Annotated in this window: 22 protein-coding genes; 15 read left to right on the forward strand and 7 right to left on the reverse strand. The window is 28.6% G+C overall.

Features of this window, described 5'->3' with window-relative positions:
- The 7 genes from ACQY5W_RS10035 to ACQY5W_RS10065 form a co-directional block, all read left to right on the forward strand.
- On the forward strand, nt 1-322 hold a 322-nt coding region (locus tag ACQY5W_RS10035), incomplete at its 5' end, for a DNA-directed RNA polymerase subunit alpha C-terminal domain-containing protein (protein ID WP_428024830.1).
- 12 nt (nt 323-334) lie between these two features.
- On the forward strand, nt 335-685 hold the full coding sequence (gene rplQ / locus ACQY5W_RS10040) for a 50S ribosomal protein L17 (protein WP_428024831.1): 351 nt from the start codon (nt 335-337) through the stop codon (nt 683-685).
- Between the two features lie 146 nt (nt 686-831).
- A complete protein-coding gene (gene gatA / locus ACQY5W_RS10045) occupies nt 832-2,193 on the forward strand; it encodes an Asp-tRNA(Asn)/Glu-tRNA(Gln) amidotransferase subunit GatA (protein WP_428024832.1) in 1,362 nt (453 codons plus the stop codon).
- A gap of 16 nt (nt 2,194-2,209) precedes the next feature.
- Nucleotides 2,210-3,655, forward strand: coding sequence for an IMP dehydrogenase (gene guaB / locus ACQY5W_RS10050; RefSeq protein WP_428024833.1), 1,446 nt, complete (start codon nt 2,210-2,212; stop codon nt 3,653-3,655).
- A gap of 169 nt (nt 3,656-3,824) precedes the next feature.
- The gene (locus tag ACQY5W_RS10055) at nt 3,825-4,340 is read left to right on the forward strand and encodes a hypothetical protein (RefSeq protein WP_428024834.1); all 516 of its coding nucleotides are present in this window, start codon (nt 3,825-3,827) and stop codon (nt 4,338-4,340) included.
- 416 nt (nt 4,341-4,756) lie between these two features.
- The gene (locus ACQY5W_RS10060; RefSeq protein WP_428024835.1) at nt 4,757-5,002 is read left to right on the forward strand and encodes a type II toxin-antitoxin system Phd/YefM family antitoxin; all 246 of its coding nucleotides are present in this window, start codon (nt 4,757-4,759) and stop codon (nt 5,000-5,002) included.
- Nucleotides 4,996-5,265 carry a Txe/YoeB family addiction module toxin gene (locus ACQY5W_RS10065; RefSeq protein WP_428024836.1) on the forward strand — a complete coding sequence of 90 codons (270 nt, stop codon included), beginning with the start codon at nt 4,996-4,998 and terminating at the stop codon, nt 5,263-5,265. Before ACQY5W_RS10060 ends, ACQY5W_RS10065 begins: the two co-directional genes overlap by 7 nt.
- Nucleotides 5,266-5,276: 11 nt before the next feature.
- Here the strand turns inward: ACQY5W_RS10065 and ACQY5W_RS10070 are convergent, their stop codons facing one another.
- The gene (locus tag ACQY5W_RS10070) at nt 5,277-5,423 is read right to left on the reverse strand and encodes a hypothetical protein (protein ID WP_428024837.1); all 147 of its coding nucleotides are present in this window, start codon (nt 5,421-5,423) and stop codon (nt 5,277-5,279) included.
- Between the two features lie 80 nt (nt 5,424-5,503).
- Between ACQY5W_RS10070 and ACQY5W_RS10075 the strand changes: the two genes are divergently transcribed.
- The gene (locus ACQY5W_RS10075) at nt 5,504-5,950 is read left to right on the forward strand and encodes a heme-binding domain-containing protein (protein ID WP_428024838.1); all 447 of its coding nucleotides are present in this window, start codon (nt 5,504-5,506) and stop codon (nt 5,948-5,950) included.
- A gap of 264 nt (nt 5,951-6,214) precedes the next feature.
- Nucleotides 6,215-6,670, forward strand: a complete 456-nt coding sequence (locus tag ACQY5W_RS10080) for a cupin domain-containing protein (RefSeq protein ID WP_428024839.1) — start codon at nt 6,215-6,217, stop codon at nt 6,668-6,670.
- Between the two features lie 44 nt (nt 6,671-6,714).
- Here ACQY5W_RS10080 and ACQY5W_RS10085 read toward each other — a convergent pair whose 3' ends face one another.
- Nucleotides 6,715-7,914: an NAD(P)/FAD-dependent oxidoreductase gene (locus tag ACQY5W_RS10085; protein WP_428024840.1), complete on the reverse strand. Its 1,200-nt coding sequence runs from the start codon at nt 7,912-7,914 to the stop codon at nt 6,715-6,717.
- Nucleotides 7,915-8,184: 270 nt separating this feature from the next.
- Here ACQY5W_RS10085 and ACQY5W_RS10090 point away from each other — a divergent pair, with 270 nt between their 5' ends.
- The 5 genes from ACQY5W_RS10090 (at nt 8,185) to ACQY5W_RS10110 (ending at nt 11,863) form a co-directional block, all read left to right on the forward strand.
- Complete coding sequence (locus ACQY5W_RS10090; RefSeq protein WP_428024841.1) at nt 8,185-8,937, forward strand: metallophosphoesterase family protein; 753 nt, start codon at nt 8,185-8,187, stop codon at nt 8,935-8,937.
- Nucleotides 8,938-9,004: 67 nt separating this feature from the next.
- Nucleotides 9,005-10,012, forward strand: a complete 1,008-nt coding sequence (locus tag ACQY5W_RS10095; protein WP_428024842.1) for an adenosine deaminase — start codon at nt 9,005-9,007, stop codon at nt 10,010-10,012.
- Nucleotides 10,005-10,937 carry a homocysteine S-methyltransferase gene (mmuM, locus tag ACQY5W_RS10100; RefSeq protein WP_428024843.1) on the forward strand — a complete coding sequence of 311 codons (933 nt, stop codon included), beginning with the start codon at nt 10,005-10,007 and terminating at the stop codon, nt 10,935-10,937. The genes ACQY5W_RS10095 and mmuM overlap by 8 nt, the downstream gene beginning before the upstream one ends.
- A 44-nt stretch (nt 10,938-10,981) precedes the next feature.
- Nucleotides 10,982-11,209, forward strand: coding sequence for a hypothetical protein (locus tag ACQY5W_RS10105; protein WP_428024844.1), 228 nt, complete (start codon nt 10,982-10,984; stop codon nt 11,207-11,209).
- Between the two features lie 18 nt (nt 11,210-11,227).
- Nucleotides 11,228-11,863 carry a LysE family translocator gene (locus ACQY5W_RS10110; RefSeq protein ID WP_428024845.1) on the forward strand — a complete coding sequence of 212 codons (636 nt, stop codon included), beginning with the start codon at nt 11,228-11,230 and terminating at the stop codon, nt 11,861-11,863.
- 11 nt (nt 11,864-11,874) lie between these two features.
- Here ACQY5W_RS10110 and ACQY5W_RS10115 read toward each other — a convergent pair whose 3' ends face one another.
- The 5 genes from ACQY5W_RS10115 to ACQY5W_RS10135 form a co-directional block, all read right to left on the reverse strand.
- A complete protein-coding gene (locus ACQY5W_RS10115) occupies nt 11,875-12,369 on the reverse strand; it encodes a type II toxin-antitoxin system antitoxin SocA domain-containing protein (protein ID WP_428024846.1) in 495 nt (164 codons plus the stop codon).
- A 49-nt stretch (nt 12,370-12,418) separates the two neighbouring features.
- Nucleotides 12,419-13,498 (reverse strand): YeeE/YedE family protein, encoded by a 1,080-nt coding sequence (locus ACQY5W_RS10120; RefSeq protein ID WP_428024847.1) that lies wholly within the window; start codon nt 13,496-13,498, stop codon nt 12,419-12,421.
- 80 nt (nt 13,499-13,578) lie between these two features.
- Nucleotides 13,579-13,842, reverse strand: a complete 264-nt coding sequence (locus tag ACQY5W_RS10125) for a hypothetical protein (protein ID WP_428024848.1) — start codon at nt 13,840-13,842, stop codon at nt 13,579-13,581.
- A gap of 8 nt (nt 13,843-13,850) precedes the next feature.
- Nucleotides 13,851-14,327 carry a YhcH/YjgK/YiaL family protein gene (locus ACQY5W_RS10130; protein ID WP_428024849.1) on the reverse strand — a complete coding sequence of 159 codons (477 nt, stop codon included), beginning with the start codon at nt 14,325-14,327 and terminating at the stop codon, nt 13,851-13,853.
- 11 nt (nt 14,328-14,338) lie between these two features.
- Entirely contained in the window at nt 14,339-15,400 is a 1,062-nt protein-coding gene (locus ACQY5W_RS10135; protein WP_428024850.1) for a TRAP transporter substrate-binding protein, read from the reverse strand.
- Nucleotides 15,401-15,517: 117 nt separating this feature from the next.
- Between ACQY5W_RS10135 and ACQY5W_RS10140 the strand changes: the two genes are divergently transcribed.
- Nucleotides 15,518-17,350, forward strand: coding sequence for an ABC-F family ATP-binding cassette domain-containing protein (locus tag ACQY5W_RS10140; protein WP_428024851.1), 1,833 nt, complete (start codon nt 15,518-15,520; stop codon nt 17,348-17,350).
- Nucleotide 17,351 lies beyond the last annotated feature (1 nt).

Here is a 17,351-nt window from a genome sequence, read left to right on the forward strand (position 1 = left end):
TAATAAAGTATTCGATTTATCTGAAGTAACAGTAAGTGATTCAACTGAAGAACCTGTAGAATTAAAAGATTTAATAGTTAAAATTGACGATTTAAATTTAAGTGCTAGAAGTTTTAACTCTCTTGATAGAGCTGGGTTAAAATACTTAGGTGAATTGGTACTTATGAGTGAAGTAGAAGTTAAAAATATTAAAAACTTAGGAAAAAAATCTTATGACGAGATTGCTGATAAATTAGCATCTTTAGGATTCCCTGTTGAAAATACACTTCCAGAAAATATTGCATCAGCTTTAAGAAGAAAGCTTGAGCAGTTCAAAGCATAATAAAGGTTAAATATGAGACATAAGCACGGATATAGAAAGTTAAACAGAACTTCTTCTCATAGAAAAGCATTGTTAAAAAACATGGCAATTGCTCTTATTGAGAGAGAAAAAATTGAAACTACAGTTCCAAAAGCAAAAGAACTTAGAAGATATATTGAGAAATTAATTACTGCTTCAAGAGAAGCTGATTTAAATACTCACAGATTTGTATTCGCTTCATTACAAGATAAAGAAGCTACAAAAAAATTAATTAACGAAGTTGCACCAAAATACGTTGGTAGAAATGGTGGATATACTTCAATAATTAAAACTAGAATTAGAAGAGGGGATGCTACTCCAATGGCATTCATTTCATTAGTATAATACTAAGAAATCTTTTTGTTCAAAAGGGAAGAAGAGTTTTGCTCTTCTTCCCTTTTTTTATATAAATATAATAAAAAATTATTTTTAGAATTTAATCAACTTTTTTGTATAATCACGATATTTTTACAATTTATTAGGAGTTATAATTGATAACATTAAAAGAAGCACTTTTATTATCAAATGATGATATAAATAGAGTAAGAGACGAACTAACAGAGAAAATAAAGAACAATAACATTGGTGCTTATGTAGAACAATTAACTAATACAGATATTAATATTTCAGGTTCTGGAATACCAATAGCAATAAAAGATATTATAAATGTTAAAGATTGGAATATAACTTGTTGTAGCAATATATTAAAGGGTTATGTAAGCCCTTATGATGCAACTGTAATTAAAAATTTAAAAGAAGCAGGATTGAGCCCATTTGGAAGAGCCAATATGGATGAGTTTGCAATGGGAAGTTCAACAGACACTTCTTGTTATGGTAAAACATTAAATCCTCATAATCCAAATAAAACAGCTGGTGGAAGTTCAGGTGGAAGTGCAGCTGCAGTTGCAGCTGGAATTGCAATAGCAGCACTAGGAACTGATACTGGTGGAAGTGTAAGACAACCAGCAGCATATTGTGGTGTTGTTGGGATGAAACCAACTTATGGAAGAGTATCAAGATATGGAATTACTGCGTATTCTTCTTCCCTTGATCAATGTGGACCTATTACTCAAAATGTTGAAGATGCTGCAATTTTATATGATATTATTTCTGGGTATGATCCTATGGATTCAACTTCTGCAAATGTAGAATACGAAGCAGTAGCTCCAAAACTTAATAGTGAAAGAAAGCTTACAATAGCTGTAATTGATAACTTTGTAAAACAAGCAAGTCCTGCAATAAAAGAGGCTTTTGAAAAGGCTGTAAAAGTTTTAGAAGAAGCTGGTCATAAAATAATTCATAAAAATATGTTAGACACGGATAAAATTTTATCATCTTATTATATAGTTGCAACAGCAGAAGCTAGCGCAAACTTAGCAAGATTTGATGGAGTTAGATTTGGGAATAGACAAGGTGATGGTGGACTAAAAGATATGTATGTTCAAACTAAATCAAAAGGTTTTGGAGATGAAGTACAAAAAAGAATCATGTTGGGTTCTTTTGTTTTAAGTTCAGGTTATTATGATGCTTATTATATAAAAGCACAAAAAGTTAGACACCTTATAAAAGATGAGTATGAAGAGATTTTTAATGAAGCTGATTTAATTTTATCTCCAGTTGCTCCAACAACTGCTCCTGAATTTGGAAGTTTTAAATCATCTTTAGAGATGTACTTAAGTGATATTTATACAATATCTGTAAACTTAGCTGGACTTCCAGCTATTTCATTACCTGTTTGCAAAGATAGTGAGGGTATGCCAGTTGGATTACAACTTATTGGAAAAGCATATGATGAACAAACATTATTTGATGGTGCTTTATCGTTAGAAAAAGCTGTAAATTATACAAAATAAAAATATAGGATAGAATATGAAAATTAGAAAAAGAGCACTAACATTTGAAGATGTTTTATTGGTTCCTGCGAAATCAGAGATTTTACCAAAAGAGGTATGTATTAAATCAAAACTTACAAAAAAAATAGAGTTAAATATTCCTTTTGTAAGTGCAGCAATGGATACAGTAACTGAATACGAAGCAGCTATTGCAATGGCAAGACTTGGAGGAATTGGTATTATTCATAAAAATATGGATATCGAAACTCAAGTTTTACAATGTAAAAAAGTAAAAAAATCTGAGTCTGGTATGATTATTGATCCTATTACAATCAAACCAGACCAAACACTTCAAGATGCAGAAGATATTATGGCTTCATACAAAATCTCAGGAGTTCCTGTTGTTGATGATAACAATACCTTAGTTGGTATTTTGACAAATAGAGATATGAGATTTACAAAAGACTTTACTCAAAAAGCTGTTGATAAAATGACAAAAATGCCATTAATCACTGCTAAAGAAGGTACAACTTTAGATGAAGCTGCAGATATTATGCATGCAAGTAAAATCGAAAAATTACCAATTGTTGATAATAACAATAAATTAATTGGTTTAATTACAATTAAAGATATCAACAAAAAAAGAGAACATCCAAATGCAAACAAAGATGAATTTGGGAGATTAAGAGTTGGTGCTGCTATTGGAGTAGGTCAATTAGATAGAGCAAGAGCATTAGTTGCTGTTGGTGTTGATGTTTTAGTTCTTGATTCTGCACATGGTCACTCAAAAGGTATCTTAGATACTGTAAAAGCAATCAAAGCAGAAATGGATGTACAAATCATAGCTGGAAATGTTGCAACTGCTGAAGCAACTGCTGATTTAATTGCTTGTGGAGCTGATGCTGTTAAGGTTGGAATTGGACCTGGAAGTATTTGTACTACAAGAATCGTAGCAGGTGTAGGTGTTCCTCAAATCTCTGCAATAGATGAGTGTGCAGCGGAAGGTGCAAAAACTGGAACTCCAATTATCGCTGATGGTGGTATTAGATATTCAGGTGATGTTGCAAAAGCTTTAGCGGTAGGTGCTAGTGCAGTTATGATGGGAAGTGCCTTAGCTGGAACAGAAGAGAGTCCTGGTGAAGTAGTTCTAAGCCAAGGAAGAAAATTCAAAACATATAGAGGTATGGGTTCAATTGGAGCTATGACTAAAGGAAGTACTGATAGATATTTCCAAGAGGGAACAGCTGCTGATAAACTTGTACCAGAAGGAATTGAAGGTATGGTTCCATACAGAGGAAGTGTATCAGATATCATCCACCAAATGGTTGGAGGTCTTAGAAGTTCTATGGGATATTTAGGAAGTAAAGATATTCCAACATTCCAAGAAAAAGCAGAGTTTGTAGAGATTACATCAGCGGGGCTTAAAGAGAGTCATGTGCATGATGTGACGATTACGAATGAAGCACCTAATTACCACATCTAAAAAGTGATGTTATAAACATCATCTTTTTAGCTTATTCTGCGTTGAATCTTGAATTTTAATGCTCACGTACTACTTGTACGCTCCGCTTAAAATCCAAGCTTCGCCTTGACTAAACTCAAAATCTAATATTTCTAACATCACTTTTAATTATAATAGTGTATAGTTTTTTATGGAAAATATTAATTTAATAGAAACTATAAAAATAGAAAATGAACTTTTTAAAATGTTATATGGAAAAGTTTTTCATGTAACTGATTACAATAATTTAAAAAGCATTATTAATGATAAAGCTTTACTATTTAATAAAGATTTAAAATATAAATCATTATTTGGTCATCAAAAAAATGGTTATTTCAGATTAAGAAATTGTATTTCATTTTTTGATTATCGAGACTATGAAAGTGAAAAATTTAAAGAACATTCATGGAAATGTGAACCATTGCAGTTATTATATAAAACTAATAAAATAGCAATATTTTTTCTAGATGAAAAGGAATATTCAAAACTTATATTATGGAATGAATGGAAAACCGAAAAACTTCATTCTCAAATGGTTGTTCCATATATTGAAGTTGGAATAAAAGAAAAAGTTAATTTAAAATCTATTTCAAATATAATAATTTTTGAAAATACTTCTGATGATATTAATTCAAATGGAATTGAGAAGCTTCTTAAAAAAAGATAGAATAAGTTGTAAATTTTAATATTAAAATATAATACTCTCAGTTATACCTAATACTTTATTCAAACTCTCTTCATCGAAAATTCTGAGGATACTTAATTATAAAAATTAAATAGAAAAGTTTACCTAATCTCATAGTAAAATAGTAATAAAAATAGAAGTTAACATTAGCGACAGCAATTAAAAACAGATTTTTTGGTTACTTATTTTATCGTTGAAAAAAGTAACAAAGCGTGACCCTGAAAGGGCACAAGAGAGATTATTTATATATAAAAAATCTAGGACAGAATACCTATTAATAAAAAAATTATATTCTCCCTACAGATTTATTTTTTATGGTAATTATCATAAAAACTACACCTCTTGACAAGTCGTACGATATTAAGTACAATATTGAAAATTAACTATTAAGGACAGATATGACAAGAACTATGTCAGTAAGTCAAGTTAGAGCGGATATATATAATGTGATGGATGAAACTGCACAAACTCATGAACCGATACTTATAACAGGGAAAAGAAATAATGTTGTTATGCTTTCACAAGAGGATTGGAATGCTATAGAAGAGACATTGTATTTAAATAATATACCAAATATGGTATCTTCGATACAAGAATCAATGAATGAATCAGATAGTGAGTTTAGTGAAGATATTGAATGGTAGAATATAAAATACTCTATAGCAAATTTGCATTAAAAGATGCTAAAAAGCTATCTAGTGCTAATTTGAGTCAAAAGGCTAAAGAGTTAATTGAGATTATTAGAAAAAATCCATTTCAAAATCCTCCTCCTTATGAAAAATTAGTTGGTAATTTAAGTGGTACATATTCTAGAAGAATAAATATTCAACATAGATTAGTCTATGAAGTAAAAGAATCTGATAATACAATACGAATCCATAGAATGTGGTCATATTATGGAGAATAAATTACTAATTCTTAAGATATTATACATTCAGTTATTTCTAATACTTTATTTAAACTCTCTTTATCAAATTTTATTAGTCTTGTATTGAAATCTATTGATTTGATTGCTTCCACATTATGGAATTCATCTACAAAATACTTATTTATATAGTTATTCATCTTATATTCATATTCACTTCATGTTTAATTCATAAAAATAGGCTAATATAGATTTAAATTATTAATTTAGGAGAAGAATGATGAGTAAAGGTAAAATTATTTTAGGTATAGTTGTTGCAGCTGTTTTAATTCAGTTTATTCCTTATGGAAAGGATTATACAAATCCACCTGTTGTAAGTGAGCCTCAATGGGATTCAATGCAAACAAAAGTACTTTTTGATAAAGCCTGTGCTAATTGTCACTCAAATAATACGATTTATCCATGGTATAGTAAAGTAGCACCTATTTCTTGGTTAGTTGCATTTGATGTTGAAGAGGGTAGAGAACATTTTAACGTTTCTATGTGGGGTGCACAAAGAAAAAACAAAGGTGATGAAGCTGCAAAAGAGGTAAAAGATGGTGAAATGCCTCCTATTTATTATCTTCCAACACATCCTGAAGCAAAACTTACTCAAAGTGAAACTCAACAACTTATTTTAGGTTTAGAAAAAACATTTGGTAGCGAAAAAGAACATGACAAAGATTGATAAATCTTTGGAATAGTTTTTAATTATTACAAAAATTTGAAAGAGAGAGCTAGTCTCTCTTTTCTTTTTTAGCATCTTTTTCTTTGATTTCTACTTTTTCATCTTTTTTTGAGTTGTTTTATATTTTTCTCTATATATTATGAAGAAAAGTTTAAAAATAACAGTAGATTTTGATTTTTTTAGTAAAAAATTTTAACCAATACTTTAGTTTGTATATATTAAACTTGTCTTGACTAAATAGTCAAAAATAAAAAAGGATAGGCTATGAAGAATATACAAACTATAAAAGAAGATACAAATTATACAGCAGTTGATTTGGGGAATCTAGATGAATTGATGGAATATTCACTTATTCACAAAGTTACAAAGCAAAAAATTGAAGGTAAAGTTTTTTTAAAAGATGCTACAAAAGCAACGGGTACTGAAATTTCATTTAACTCATTAGCCCCAAAAACAGAACAACCATATTTTCACATTCACTATAAAAACGAAGAATCATATATTATTCTAAAAGGTTATGGCTTTTTTCAAGTTGATGGAGAGTGTTTTGAGATAAAAGAGGGTTCGGTGATTCGTGTAGCACCAGCTGGAGTTAGAGGTATAAGAAATGATTCAGATGAAACTATGATTTATATGGTTATTCAATCAAAAGAAAACTCACTTGAAGAACACACAACAGATGATGGTAAAAGAGTAGCTTTTGAGCCAAAGTGGAAATAAAAAATTAAGATAAAATTCGTACATAATATTTATGTACGAATAAATTAAAGTTTTTTAAGCTTTTCATGCCCTTCTCTTATAAGTTTTAGAAGAGGTTTTCTATATGAGTCAAAAACATACTTTTTGATTTCATATGCGATACGACCTTTTACATGAAGTAGTCCATAAATACTTCCTACTGCATATTTCCCACCAAGAGCTATAAGAATACCATCTAATTTTGGATTGGATTTTATTAGTTTCTTTTTATTTATCATATTAAGTATATTTTGTCCTGCATTTATTCCACTAATTCTTGCAATAGTTACATTTGGAGGCATTATTTCATCTTTTATATTTCTTATTTCTGCAACATCACCAATAGCAAATATATTATCATACTTTGTAGTTTGCATATACTCATTTACTATGATTTGTCCTTTTTTATTTTTTTCAACATCAAGTTGAGATGTAAGTTTTGATGCTTCAACTCCACCTGTAAAGATTAGAAATGAGTGTTCTATTTTTGTACCATTTGTAAAATAGGCTACACCATCCTCACATCTTTGAAGTTTTGTATTTGTAATAACATTAATACCAAGGTATTTAAGTCTTTCTTGAGATAATCTTATTAATTCAGAATCCAAACCAGGAAGGATAGTATCAGCACTACTTATAAGAGATATTTTTAAGTTATCACAAGTAAAATTACCTCTTTTAAAGAACATTTTAGAGTTGTATGCCATTTCTGCTGCAATTTCAACTCCTGATAATCCTGCTCCTACTACAATAATATGCGTATCATCACATTTTTTTGCTTCATCTTGAATCTTTTTAAATAAACGATTTTCAAAACTTTGTTTAAAATATACTGCCCAATTTAATTTTTTTATATCATGGGCATTGTTTAAACCAGAAATTGTATGAGGAAAAAATGTTCTTGTTCCTGCTGCCATAATTAAATAATCAAATTCTACAATCTCTTTTTCTTCTGTATATATCTTTTTTTTCTTAGAGTCTATTTGTGAAACTTTTAGATTTTTGTATTCTAAATAGCTATGATTTAGTCCCATACATAAAGTAGTTAAATCAATAGTAACATCAGCAATATTAGATTTATTTGCAATCAAATCATATACTTCAGGTTGTAAGTTATGAAAGGTATGTTTATCAATAAGCGTAATTTTTATATTTTTATTTTTTACTAATTCTCTTAAGGCATATATACCTGCGTATCCACCACCAATTATTACTACTTTTTCCATCTATCTAAATCCTTTTTTTCTAATAATTTTATATTAACAATATTTTATGTTGAAAAAATTTTGTGTATTGTATATAAATTTTTTTCTATTAAGCTTAAATTTTAATCAAAAAATCTCTTTTTTTTGAAATTTATGAGTATTTTATACACATGATTTTCATATTGTTGTCAAAATTACTAAGTTTAATATTAAATTAAGAATTACTAATATGAGATAAATTAAATCTATTTTGATATAATTCTAAAATTTTATTGATTAGTAGGAATAAAAGTGAAAATAGCAATTTTGTCGGATATTCATTCAAATATTTATGCCTTGGAAGCGGTTATATTAGATGCCAAAAGTAAGAGTGTAGATATGATGATAAATGCAGGAGATTCTTTTTATGGTCCTATTGAGCCACGGGCTACTTATGAGTTATTGAGAGAAAACAATTTTGTAAATATATGTGGAAATCAAGATAGAGAGATTTTAGAAGCATCATTAGAACACTTGGAAAATAATCCTACTTTAAAGTATGTATATGAGAACTTGGGTGAAGAGGTTTTGTATTGGATACAAGATTTACCGTTTGAGAAGTTTTTAGGAAAAGACTTATATATAACTCATGGTACACAACATGATGATAGTGTTTATTTACTTGAAGATGTAAGTAGTGGAAAAGTGCAATTAAGAGATGAAAAAAAGATAATAGAACTTTTGGATGATGTAGAGTCAAAATTTGTTGTTTGTGGACATTCTCGTACTCCAAGATGTGTAAACTTAAGTACAGGTCAAGTAGTACTAAATCCTGGTTCTGTAGGACTACAAGCATATAAAGATAATTTACCAAATGAACACATTATAGAAAATGCTTTCCCTCAAGCTACTTATTTGATACTTGATGTAAATACAAGTGAATATAATGTTGAATTGGTAAAGGTTGCTTATGATTATGAAAAAGCAGCTTTAAAAGCTGAATCAAATGGTAGAGCTGATTGGGCTTATGCTATTAGAACTGGTAAATTAGCTAAGAATTTATAAATAAATAGTATCCTTCTTTAAAATAAGAAAGGGATATAATACAAGCACAAAATAATTTGGAAAAAATATGAAAGAATTTATAAAAAAACTACCAAAAGCTGAACTTCATATCCATATAGAAGGTTCACTTGAACCAGATTTGATGTTTAGACTTGCCAAAAAAAATGGCATTGAAATACCTTATAAAAATATAGAGGAAGTAAAAGCGGCATATAACTTTACAAACCTTCAATCTTTTTTAGACATCTACTATGCAGGTGCAAATGTACTAATTACTAAAGATGATTTTTATGATATGACTTGGGCATATATTTTAAAATGTGTAGAAAATAATATAATCCATACTGAAATATTTTTTGACCCACAAACCCACACTTCAAGAGGAATCTCTTTTGAGACAGTGATCTTAGGTATAAGTGAAGCATTAAATGATGCCCAAAAGAAGTTTGCTATAAGTTCAAATATCATTATGTGTTTCTTAAGACATTTAAGCCAAGATGATGCCTTTAAAACTTTTGAAGAGTGCTTACCATTTAAAGATAAGATTATATGTATTGGACTTGATTCTTCAGAACTTGGACATCCACCTTCAAAGTTTAAAGAAGTATTTAAAAAAGCAAAAGAAGAGGGCTTTAAACTTGTTGCTCATGCTGGAGAAGAGGCAGATTATACTTATATTTATGAGGCTTTAGATTTATTGGATATTCAAAGAATCGATCATGGCGTACAAGCTATTTATTCTAAAGAGTTAATGGAAAGATTAAAAAAAGAACAAATTCCCTTGACAGTTTGTCCAAATTCTAATATTGAGCTAAAAGTATTTGAAAACTACAAACAACACAATATAAAAAAGCTTTTGGATTATGGATTAAATGTAACAGTAAATTCAGATGATCCAGCATATTTTAAAGGCTATTTAAATAAAAATTTTATAAATTTGTGTGAAAACATTGATTTATCAAAAAAAGATATAATCACACTAATAAAAAACTCTTTTAACGCATCTTTTATTTCAGATGAATTAAAAAATGAATATATAAATAAAGTAAATAAAATAGGACAAATTAATGAATAAAATCAATGAGATATTAAAAAATCAAAAAATATTAATAATAGATGGGGCTACAGGAACAGAGTTAGAGAGAAAGGGATATGATATAAATGATTCATTATGGTCTGCAAAATTTCTTATGGAAAATCCAAAAGCTATATCAGAGGTACATAAAGATTATTTAGAAGCTGGAAGTGATTGTATTACAACATTGAGTTATCAAGCCACTTTTGAAGGTTTTAAAGAAAGAGGTTTAAATGAAGCTCAAGCAAAAGAGCTTTTACAGTCTTCTGTAAAACTAGCAACACAAGCAAGAGATGAATTTTGGAGTACAAATGAGTCAACAAACAGAATAAAACCTCTTGTGGCAGCTTCTATTGGTCCTTATGGAGCATATTTAGCTGATGGTTCAGAATTTAGAGGAAATTATGGATTAAGTGAAGAAGAACTTGTAACTTTTCATAAAAAAAGAATGCAAGCATTAATTGAAGCAAAACCAGATTTATTGGCTTGTGAAACTGTTCCTTGTCTAATAGAAGCAAAAGCATATGTAAAATTACTTAAAGAGTTTCCTTCAACTCAAGCTTGGATTAGTTTTAGTGCAAAAGATGGGAAACATATAAATAGTGGTGAAAGTATAAAAGAGTGTGCTAAATTTTTGGATGATAAAGAACAAATTGTAGCAATTGGTATAAATTGTACTGCACCACAATATATTGAATCTTTAATAAATGAGATAAAAGAGGTTTCAACTAAACCTATTATTGTCTATCCAAATGGTGGAGCTGCATATGATGGAGCAACTAAAACATGGAGTACACAAGCTAATACAAAAGATTATGGTAAGATGGCTTTTATGTGGTATGAAAAAGGAGCAAGTGTTATTGGTGGATGTTGTCAAACCACACCAAGTGATATAGAACAAATTGCTTCATGGGTTAGAAAATAAAGAGTTAATCCAATATAATATAAAATTTCAAAATAGGTTAAAAGATGTCAAAAAGTTTAAATACAAATAGTGTAAAAAGTGTAAAAGCTGAAAAGTTAGCTGCAACTGCAAATCAAAATAGAAATGCTGTTAAAGTAGGATTTTCTCAAGATAGATATGAAAATCCACAAATTGTAAACGCAAGAAAAGCTACAAATTTAGAACTTGCAAAGGCAAAGGCAAAAAAGAAAGCAAAAATGGCAAAGGCTTCTAAGAAAAAAAATAAAAAATAATTAAAAAGGAAATAAATTATGAGTATCGATACTTTCTTGATATATTCAGTGATTGCATTTTTATATGTTTTAAGTCCAGGTCCTGCAGTTTTATTGGCTATTGTAAATGGTATGAGAACTGACATGAAGACAGTAGCTATTTCATGTTTTGGAAATATCCTTGGTTTATCTGTTTTATCAACGGCTTCAATTTTAGGTCTTGGAGTATTGATTTTAACTTCAGCTACTCTTTTTCTTATTGTAAAAATAGCTGGTGCTATTTATCTTATGTACTTAGGTATTAAGTTTTTAAGAAATAAAGGTATTTTAAATATTGATTCTATGGAAAAAGAAGTAAAACAAAAAAGTAAAAAATCATACTTCTTAGAATCATTTTTATTGGCAGTTACAAATCCTAAGCCAATTATATTTTTTACAGCAATATTTCCTCAATTTTTAAATTTACATGAGCCTATTGCTCCTCAGTTTTTTATTATGACTGGAGAGTTTTTATGTTTCTCTTTTTTTGGACTTTGTTCTTATGCTTTTTTATCTAAAAAATCAAAAGCTTTACTTAGCAATGAAAAAAGAATGTATTGGTTCAACAAATTTACAGGTGGGTTATTTATATTTTTAGGAATAGGTCTATTAAAAGTAAAAAATCATGCTTCATAAAAGAGAAGTTGTTATAAAACAACTTCACCTTTTTCTTTTGCTCTATATTCGTCTATTTTAAAGGTATCATTTGCAATAAGTCTTGGTGTTGCATCTTTGTATTGAAGAACAAGTTTATTTATTGTTTTTAACTCTTCTTCATCAAATAAAGATTCATCATACTCTACACCAATTTCTATAAATTTTAATTCTATGAAATTTTCTCTTTCTATTATATCAATATCTACATTATCAAGTATCTCTTGAATAAGATATACTCTTTCATCATCATCTTCCAAAATTTGTTCACTTGCTATTACTTCAAAAAGTTCTGATAATAGTCTTGGTTCAGGACTTCTAGAGCCTTTTATATACTCATCCCCAAATATTTTTTTGCCACAAAATTTTTGATGGTTGTAATCCATTAAAAAAAGAAGAATGGATAATTTCTTATCGTTTAGTAGTTTTACTTGTTTGTGTAACATATATAAAATGACATTTGCCACTTTTGTAATATCCAGCGTCAAGGTTTTCCTTTGATTTTAAAATTTTGTTAATATTTTACAAAATTTAGGTTTAAATATTATAATCAGGTGGAGTATCATTCCATTCAAAAATAAAACACATAGGAAGTCTTCCTGATTTATTTAAAATCAGCCCAGTAATTACTCCTGAAACAAAGATTGATACTATAGCTAAAAATGAAGCAAAAGCTAATGTTGACATACCAGTTAATCCTTGACCAACTGTACAACCAATAGATAAGATACCCCCTGTACCCATTAAAGCTCCACCAATCATGTTATAAGTAACTCTATTTATTTTTTGAGTTGCGGTACATCCAAAACTATATTTTTTATTGAAATATGACATTGTAAAAGCACCAATTACCATTCCACAAACTAATGCAATAGGAAAAGTAAATTCATTTACTTGATAAAACATAAAAAGTTCTAAACTTTTAGAAGTAGGGTAAACAAAAGAAACACCTGAAAGTTCTATAACTCTTTCCATACTCTCTTCACCAAGAACTCCTGTTATTACCCAAGCAACTGCAATAAGTAAACCAATTAAAAAACCATCTAACAAAGTGAATATTCTTTTTATATTTTTTGTTAATGTTAATAAAATAACAAATAAAACAGCAACAACAAAATAGATATTCATAGTGCTATTTTCAATCATTAAAGATAACTTTATTAAAGTTTCATTGTTAGTAATAGGGCTTAAATAACCTTGAATAAGACCTTTTGCAGTTGCAAATCCAAATATTGCTATAAATACAAGGGTAATAAGTGATTTTGAATCACCTTGTCCAAATTTAATAAGGTGACGATTACTACAACCATCAGCTATCATCATACCTGTACCAAATAATAGCCCACCAAATATAATTACAAAATAATTTATATTTTCTTTGTAGTAAGGTGTTTTTGTCAAATCTAAATCAAAATAAGAAGCTACAATAGTTGTAGATATTATTGCTACAATCATTGCCATTGTAACAGAAGCACCTCTTCTTGTAGATTTCATTAAAATATAATCTTTGATTGAACCGCTAAAGCAGAATTGATTTTTTTGGGCAATCATACCAAATACGATTCCTAGTATTAGCCCTAGTATATTTATTATTTCGTATATTTCTAATTCAAACATGTTTTCCCTAACTTATAATTATAATAAAAGCAGATTATATTGAATAAATACTATAAAATAAGTTAGTTTTAAAAATTAAATTATATCTCTTGGTTTTCAACTTTCATATCTTCTAAACCTTCTAAGATATCTAATGCTTCTTCTTGTGTTATTGTTTTGTTTTCTATATCTATTAAAACTTCATCAAAATATTTTTTTACTTCATTCATATATTTTAATTCTTCTTTCAAAGCTTTACTATTTTTATTTTTTTCTAGTTCTTTTTTGAGCTCTTGAATATTTTCATTTACTTCTAATAAGACATCGGTTTTAAGTATATTTTCTAAATCTTTTATATAATCCATATTTACTCCTAAATCAAATCAACTGGAATTTTTATTACAGCTTTATAAATAAGCGTTGAGTCATCAACCTTTATACAAGGTTGATGGGCATCATTTGGATAGAAAATTGCTAACTCTTTATCTTTGATAAGTAAAGAAGAAAATGGCTTTTTTGAGCTATATTTTGTAAAATCTTTCTCTTCGTCATAATCTTGAATAACATCAAGATTATCTAAAGATGAAACATCCATGATCTCAGAACCCTTTACCATATATTGAATATCAATATATTTTCTATGGGATTCAAAAAAACAATCTTCTCTATTTTTAGTTTTATATGCTTGTTTTAAAACAAATATATTTTCATCTAAAAACTCTTTTATACATTCTTTATCTTTTATTTGGAAAATATCATTTGATATATTTTCCAAATAATCAAAAGCAACTTGAAAACTCTTTTGTTTTAGTTGCTTTTTTAAATCTTCTATTTTCCCAAATATTGCCATTGATATAAACTTTAGATATTGTCTTTTAGGTATAAATAATCAGACATCTTTGTCCATTCTCTAACACTTTTCATATAAGCATCTTGTGAGTCTAAAACCTCTTTTAGAAGTGGACTTTTTGCACCTAGTTCTTCTCTTAACTCTTTATTTGCTTTTTTTAGTGCACTCATAACATCTTCTGGTAAAGTTACAACTTTTATATTTGGATATTCATTTTTCATTTTTTCCCATGCTTTTGCATTCATGTTATAGTTTTGAACATACATGTCATAAGCAGCTACTCTCATAGAAATTGTTAAAATCTTTTGTAAATCTTTTGGTAGTTTTTCAAATGATTTTTTATTTACCATAAAGTTCATTTCACTAGCTGGTTCATGCCATCCTGTGTAATAGTATGGTGCAATTTTATGAAATCCCATATTAATATCCATAGAAGGTCCAACCCACTCTAAAGCATCAATAGAGTTTCTTTCAAGTGCAGTATATAATTCACCTGGAGCGATATTTGTAACTTGTACACCAAGTTTAGCCATAACCTCACCAGCAAAACCTGGAATTCTCATTTTTAGACCTTTTAGGTCATCAAGTGATTTAATCTCTTTTCTAAACCAACCACCCATTTGAACACCAGTGCTTCCACCAGGAAAAGATAAAACACCATGTTTTGCATAAACTTTTTGCATAAGTTCTAATCCACCACCTTCATAAAACCAAGCATATTGTTCAGGTGAAGTTAAACCAAAAGGCATAGAAGTAAAAGGTAATGTATCTATATCTTTACCTTTAAAATAATACGAAGCACTATGACCTAAGTCATATTGACCACCTTTAACCATATCTAAAATACCAAAAGGTGATTTATGTTTGTTTGCCGGATCAACTTTTATTTGTAATCTACCATTTGACATCTCATTTGCGTATTTTGCCATATTGTTAGCAGCATCAATAAGTGGTGACAATGTTGGTCCCCATGTAGTAGCCATTGATAATTTATACACTTTTTCTTTTGCGAAAAGTTGTGTAGTTAAAAACAGTGAAGCAATAACTATTGCCATTTTTTTCAAATTTTTCATTTTTCTCCCTTTTAATTCTAAAATAAATTGTTTATTATACACAAATATACTCTTCTAATAAGCTTATAAACTCCCCTTGCGTATAATCCGTTTTCAAATAATAAAAAAGAAGAATAAATGATAGAACTTTCAAACGTATCAAAAAGTTTTGGTAAACAAATACTTTTTAATGAATTGACTTTTAGATTAAATGCTGGGGATAAAGTTGGATTAGTAGGAAGAAATGGTAGTGGTAAATCAACACTATTTAAACTAATCTTAGATGAAGAACACCCAGATAGTGGTGAAGTATTAAAACCAAAAAATTATAAAATAGGTGCTCTAAGACAACACTTAGAGTTTACAGAAAAAACAATCACAGATGAAGCGGCACTTGCTCTTAGTGAAGATGATAAATACAATATTTATAAAGTTGAAAAAATACTTTTTGGTCTTGGTTTTTCTCAAGAAGATTTATTAAAAGATCCATTATCTTTTTCAGGTGGATACCAAATTAGAATAAATCTAGCAAAATTACTTTTAACTGAACCAAATTTGCTTTTACTTGATGAGCCAACAAACTACTTAGATATCGTATCTTTAAGATGGCTAAAAACATTTTTAAAAAACTTTGAGGGTGAAGTAATTATAATCACTCACGACAGAGATTTTATGGATGCTGTTACTACTCACACTATGGGATTAGTAAGACGAAGCTTAAAAGTTATAAAAGGAAATACTCACAAATTTTATGAAAAATTAAAAGATGAAGATGAACATCATGAAAAACAAAAAGCTACCCAAGAGAAAAAAGTAAAACAGCTTGAAGAGTTTATTGCTAAAAATAAAGCAAGAGCTTCAACTGCAACTTTAGCTCAATCAAAAGTAAAACAACTCGAAAAAATGGATATTTTAGAAGACTTGGATTTTGATTCTACATTAAAGTTTGATTTTAATTACAAAGAAACACCTGCAAAAGTTTTACTTGATGTAAAAGATTTGAGTTTTGGATATACAAAAGATAATATTCTTTTTAAAGATATCTCTTTTACTTTACAAAGGGGTGAAACTCTTGGAATAATAGGAAAAAATGGTAAAGGTAAATCAACACTATTAAATACTATTGCTGGTGAGCTAAAAGCAATAACTGGTACAACTGAAATGCACACAAGTGTAACATTTGGACATTTTGGTCAAACTAATATTTCACATCTTAACCCAAACAATACAGTTATGGATGAAATTTATCTTACAAATAATAAGTTAGGTGAAGGTGTTGTAAGAAGTATTTGTGGTGGTATGATGTTTTCAGGAGATGATGCTAAGAAAAAAGTATCTTTACTTTCAGGGGGTGAAAAAAGTAGGGTAATGCTTGGAAAAATTTTAGCAAAAGAAGTTAATTTACTTTTCCTAGATGAGCCTACAAACCACCTTGATATGACATCTATTGATGCACTTACAGTTGCTATTAAAAACTTTGATGGCTCTTGTGTAATTGTAACTCACAGTGAAGAACTTTTAAGAGCTGTTTGTGATAGATTGATTATATTTTCAAATGGTAGTGCAGATTATTTTGATGGAACGTATGATGAGTTCTTAGAAAAAATAGGTTGGGAAGATGAAGATGAAGCACCAAAGAAAAAAGCTAAACCTAAAGTAAATAAAAAAGAGAGCAAAAAATTAAGAGCTTTACTTGTACAAGAAAAAAGTAAAATAATAGCTCCTATTAAAAAAGAAGTAGAGTCTTTAGAGAAAAAAATTATAGAATTAGAAGCTTCAATAGAAAATAGAAAAAAAGAGTTATTAGATTTTACAAATAAAGGTAACAATAGTAAAGTAATAGAAATCTCAAAAGAGATAGCTATTTTAGAAAAAGAGGCTGAAACTAAATTTGAATCTTTAGAAATCTCTCAAACAAAACTTGATACCATAAACAATGAGTATCAAATAAAAATGGAAGAGTTGATGTAAC

The organism is Arcobacter sp., from assembly GCF_050300555.1.
Taxonomy (GTDB): Bacteria; Campylobacterota; Campylobacteria; order Campylobacterales; family Arcobacteraceae; genus Arcobacter.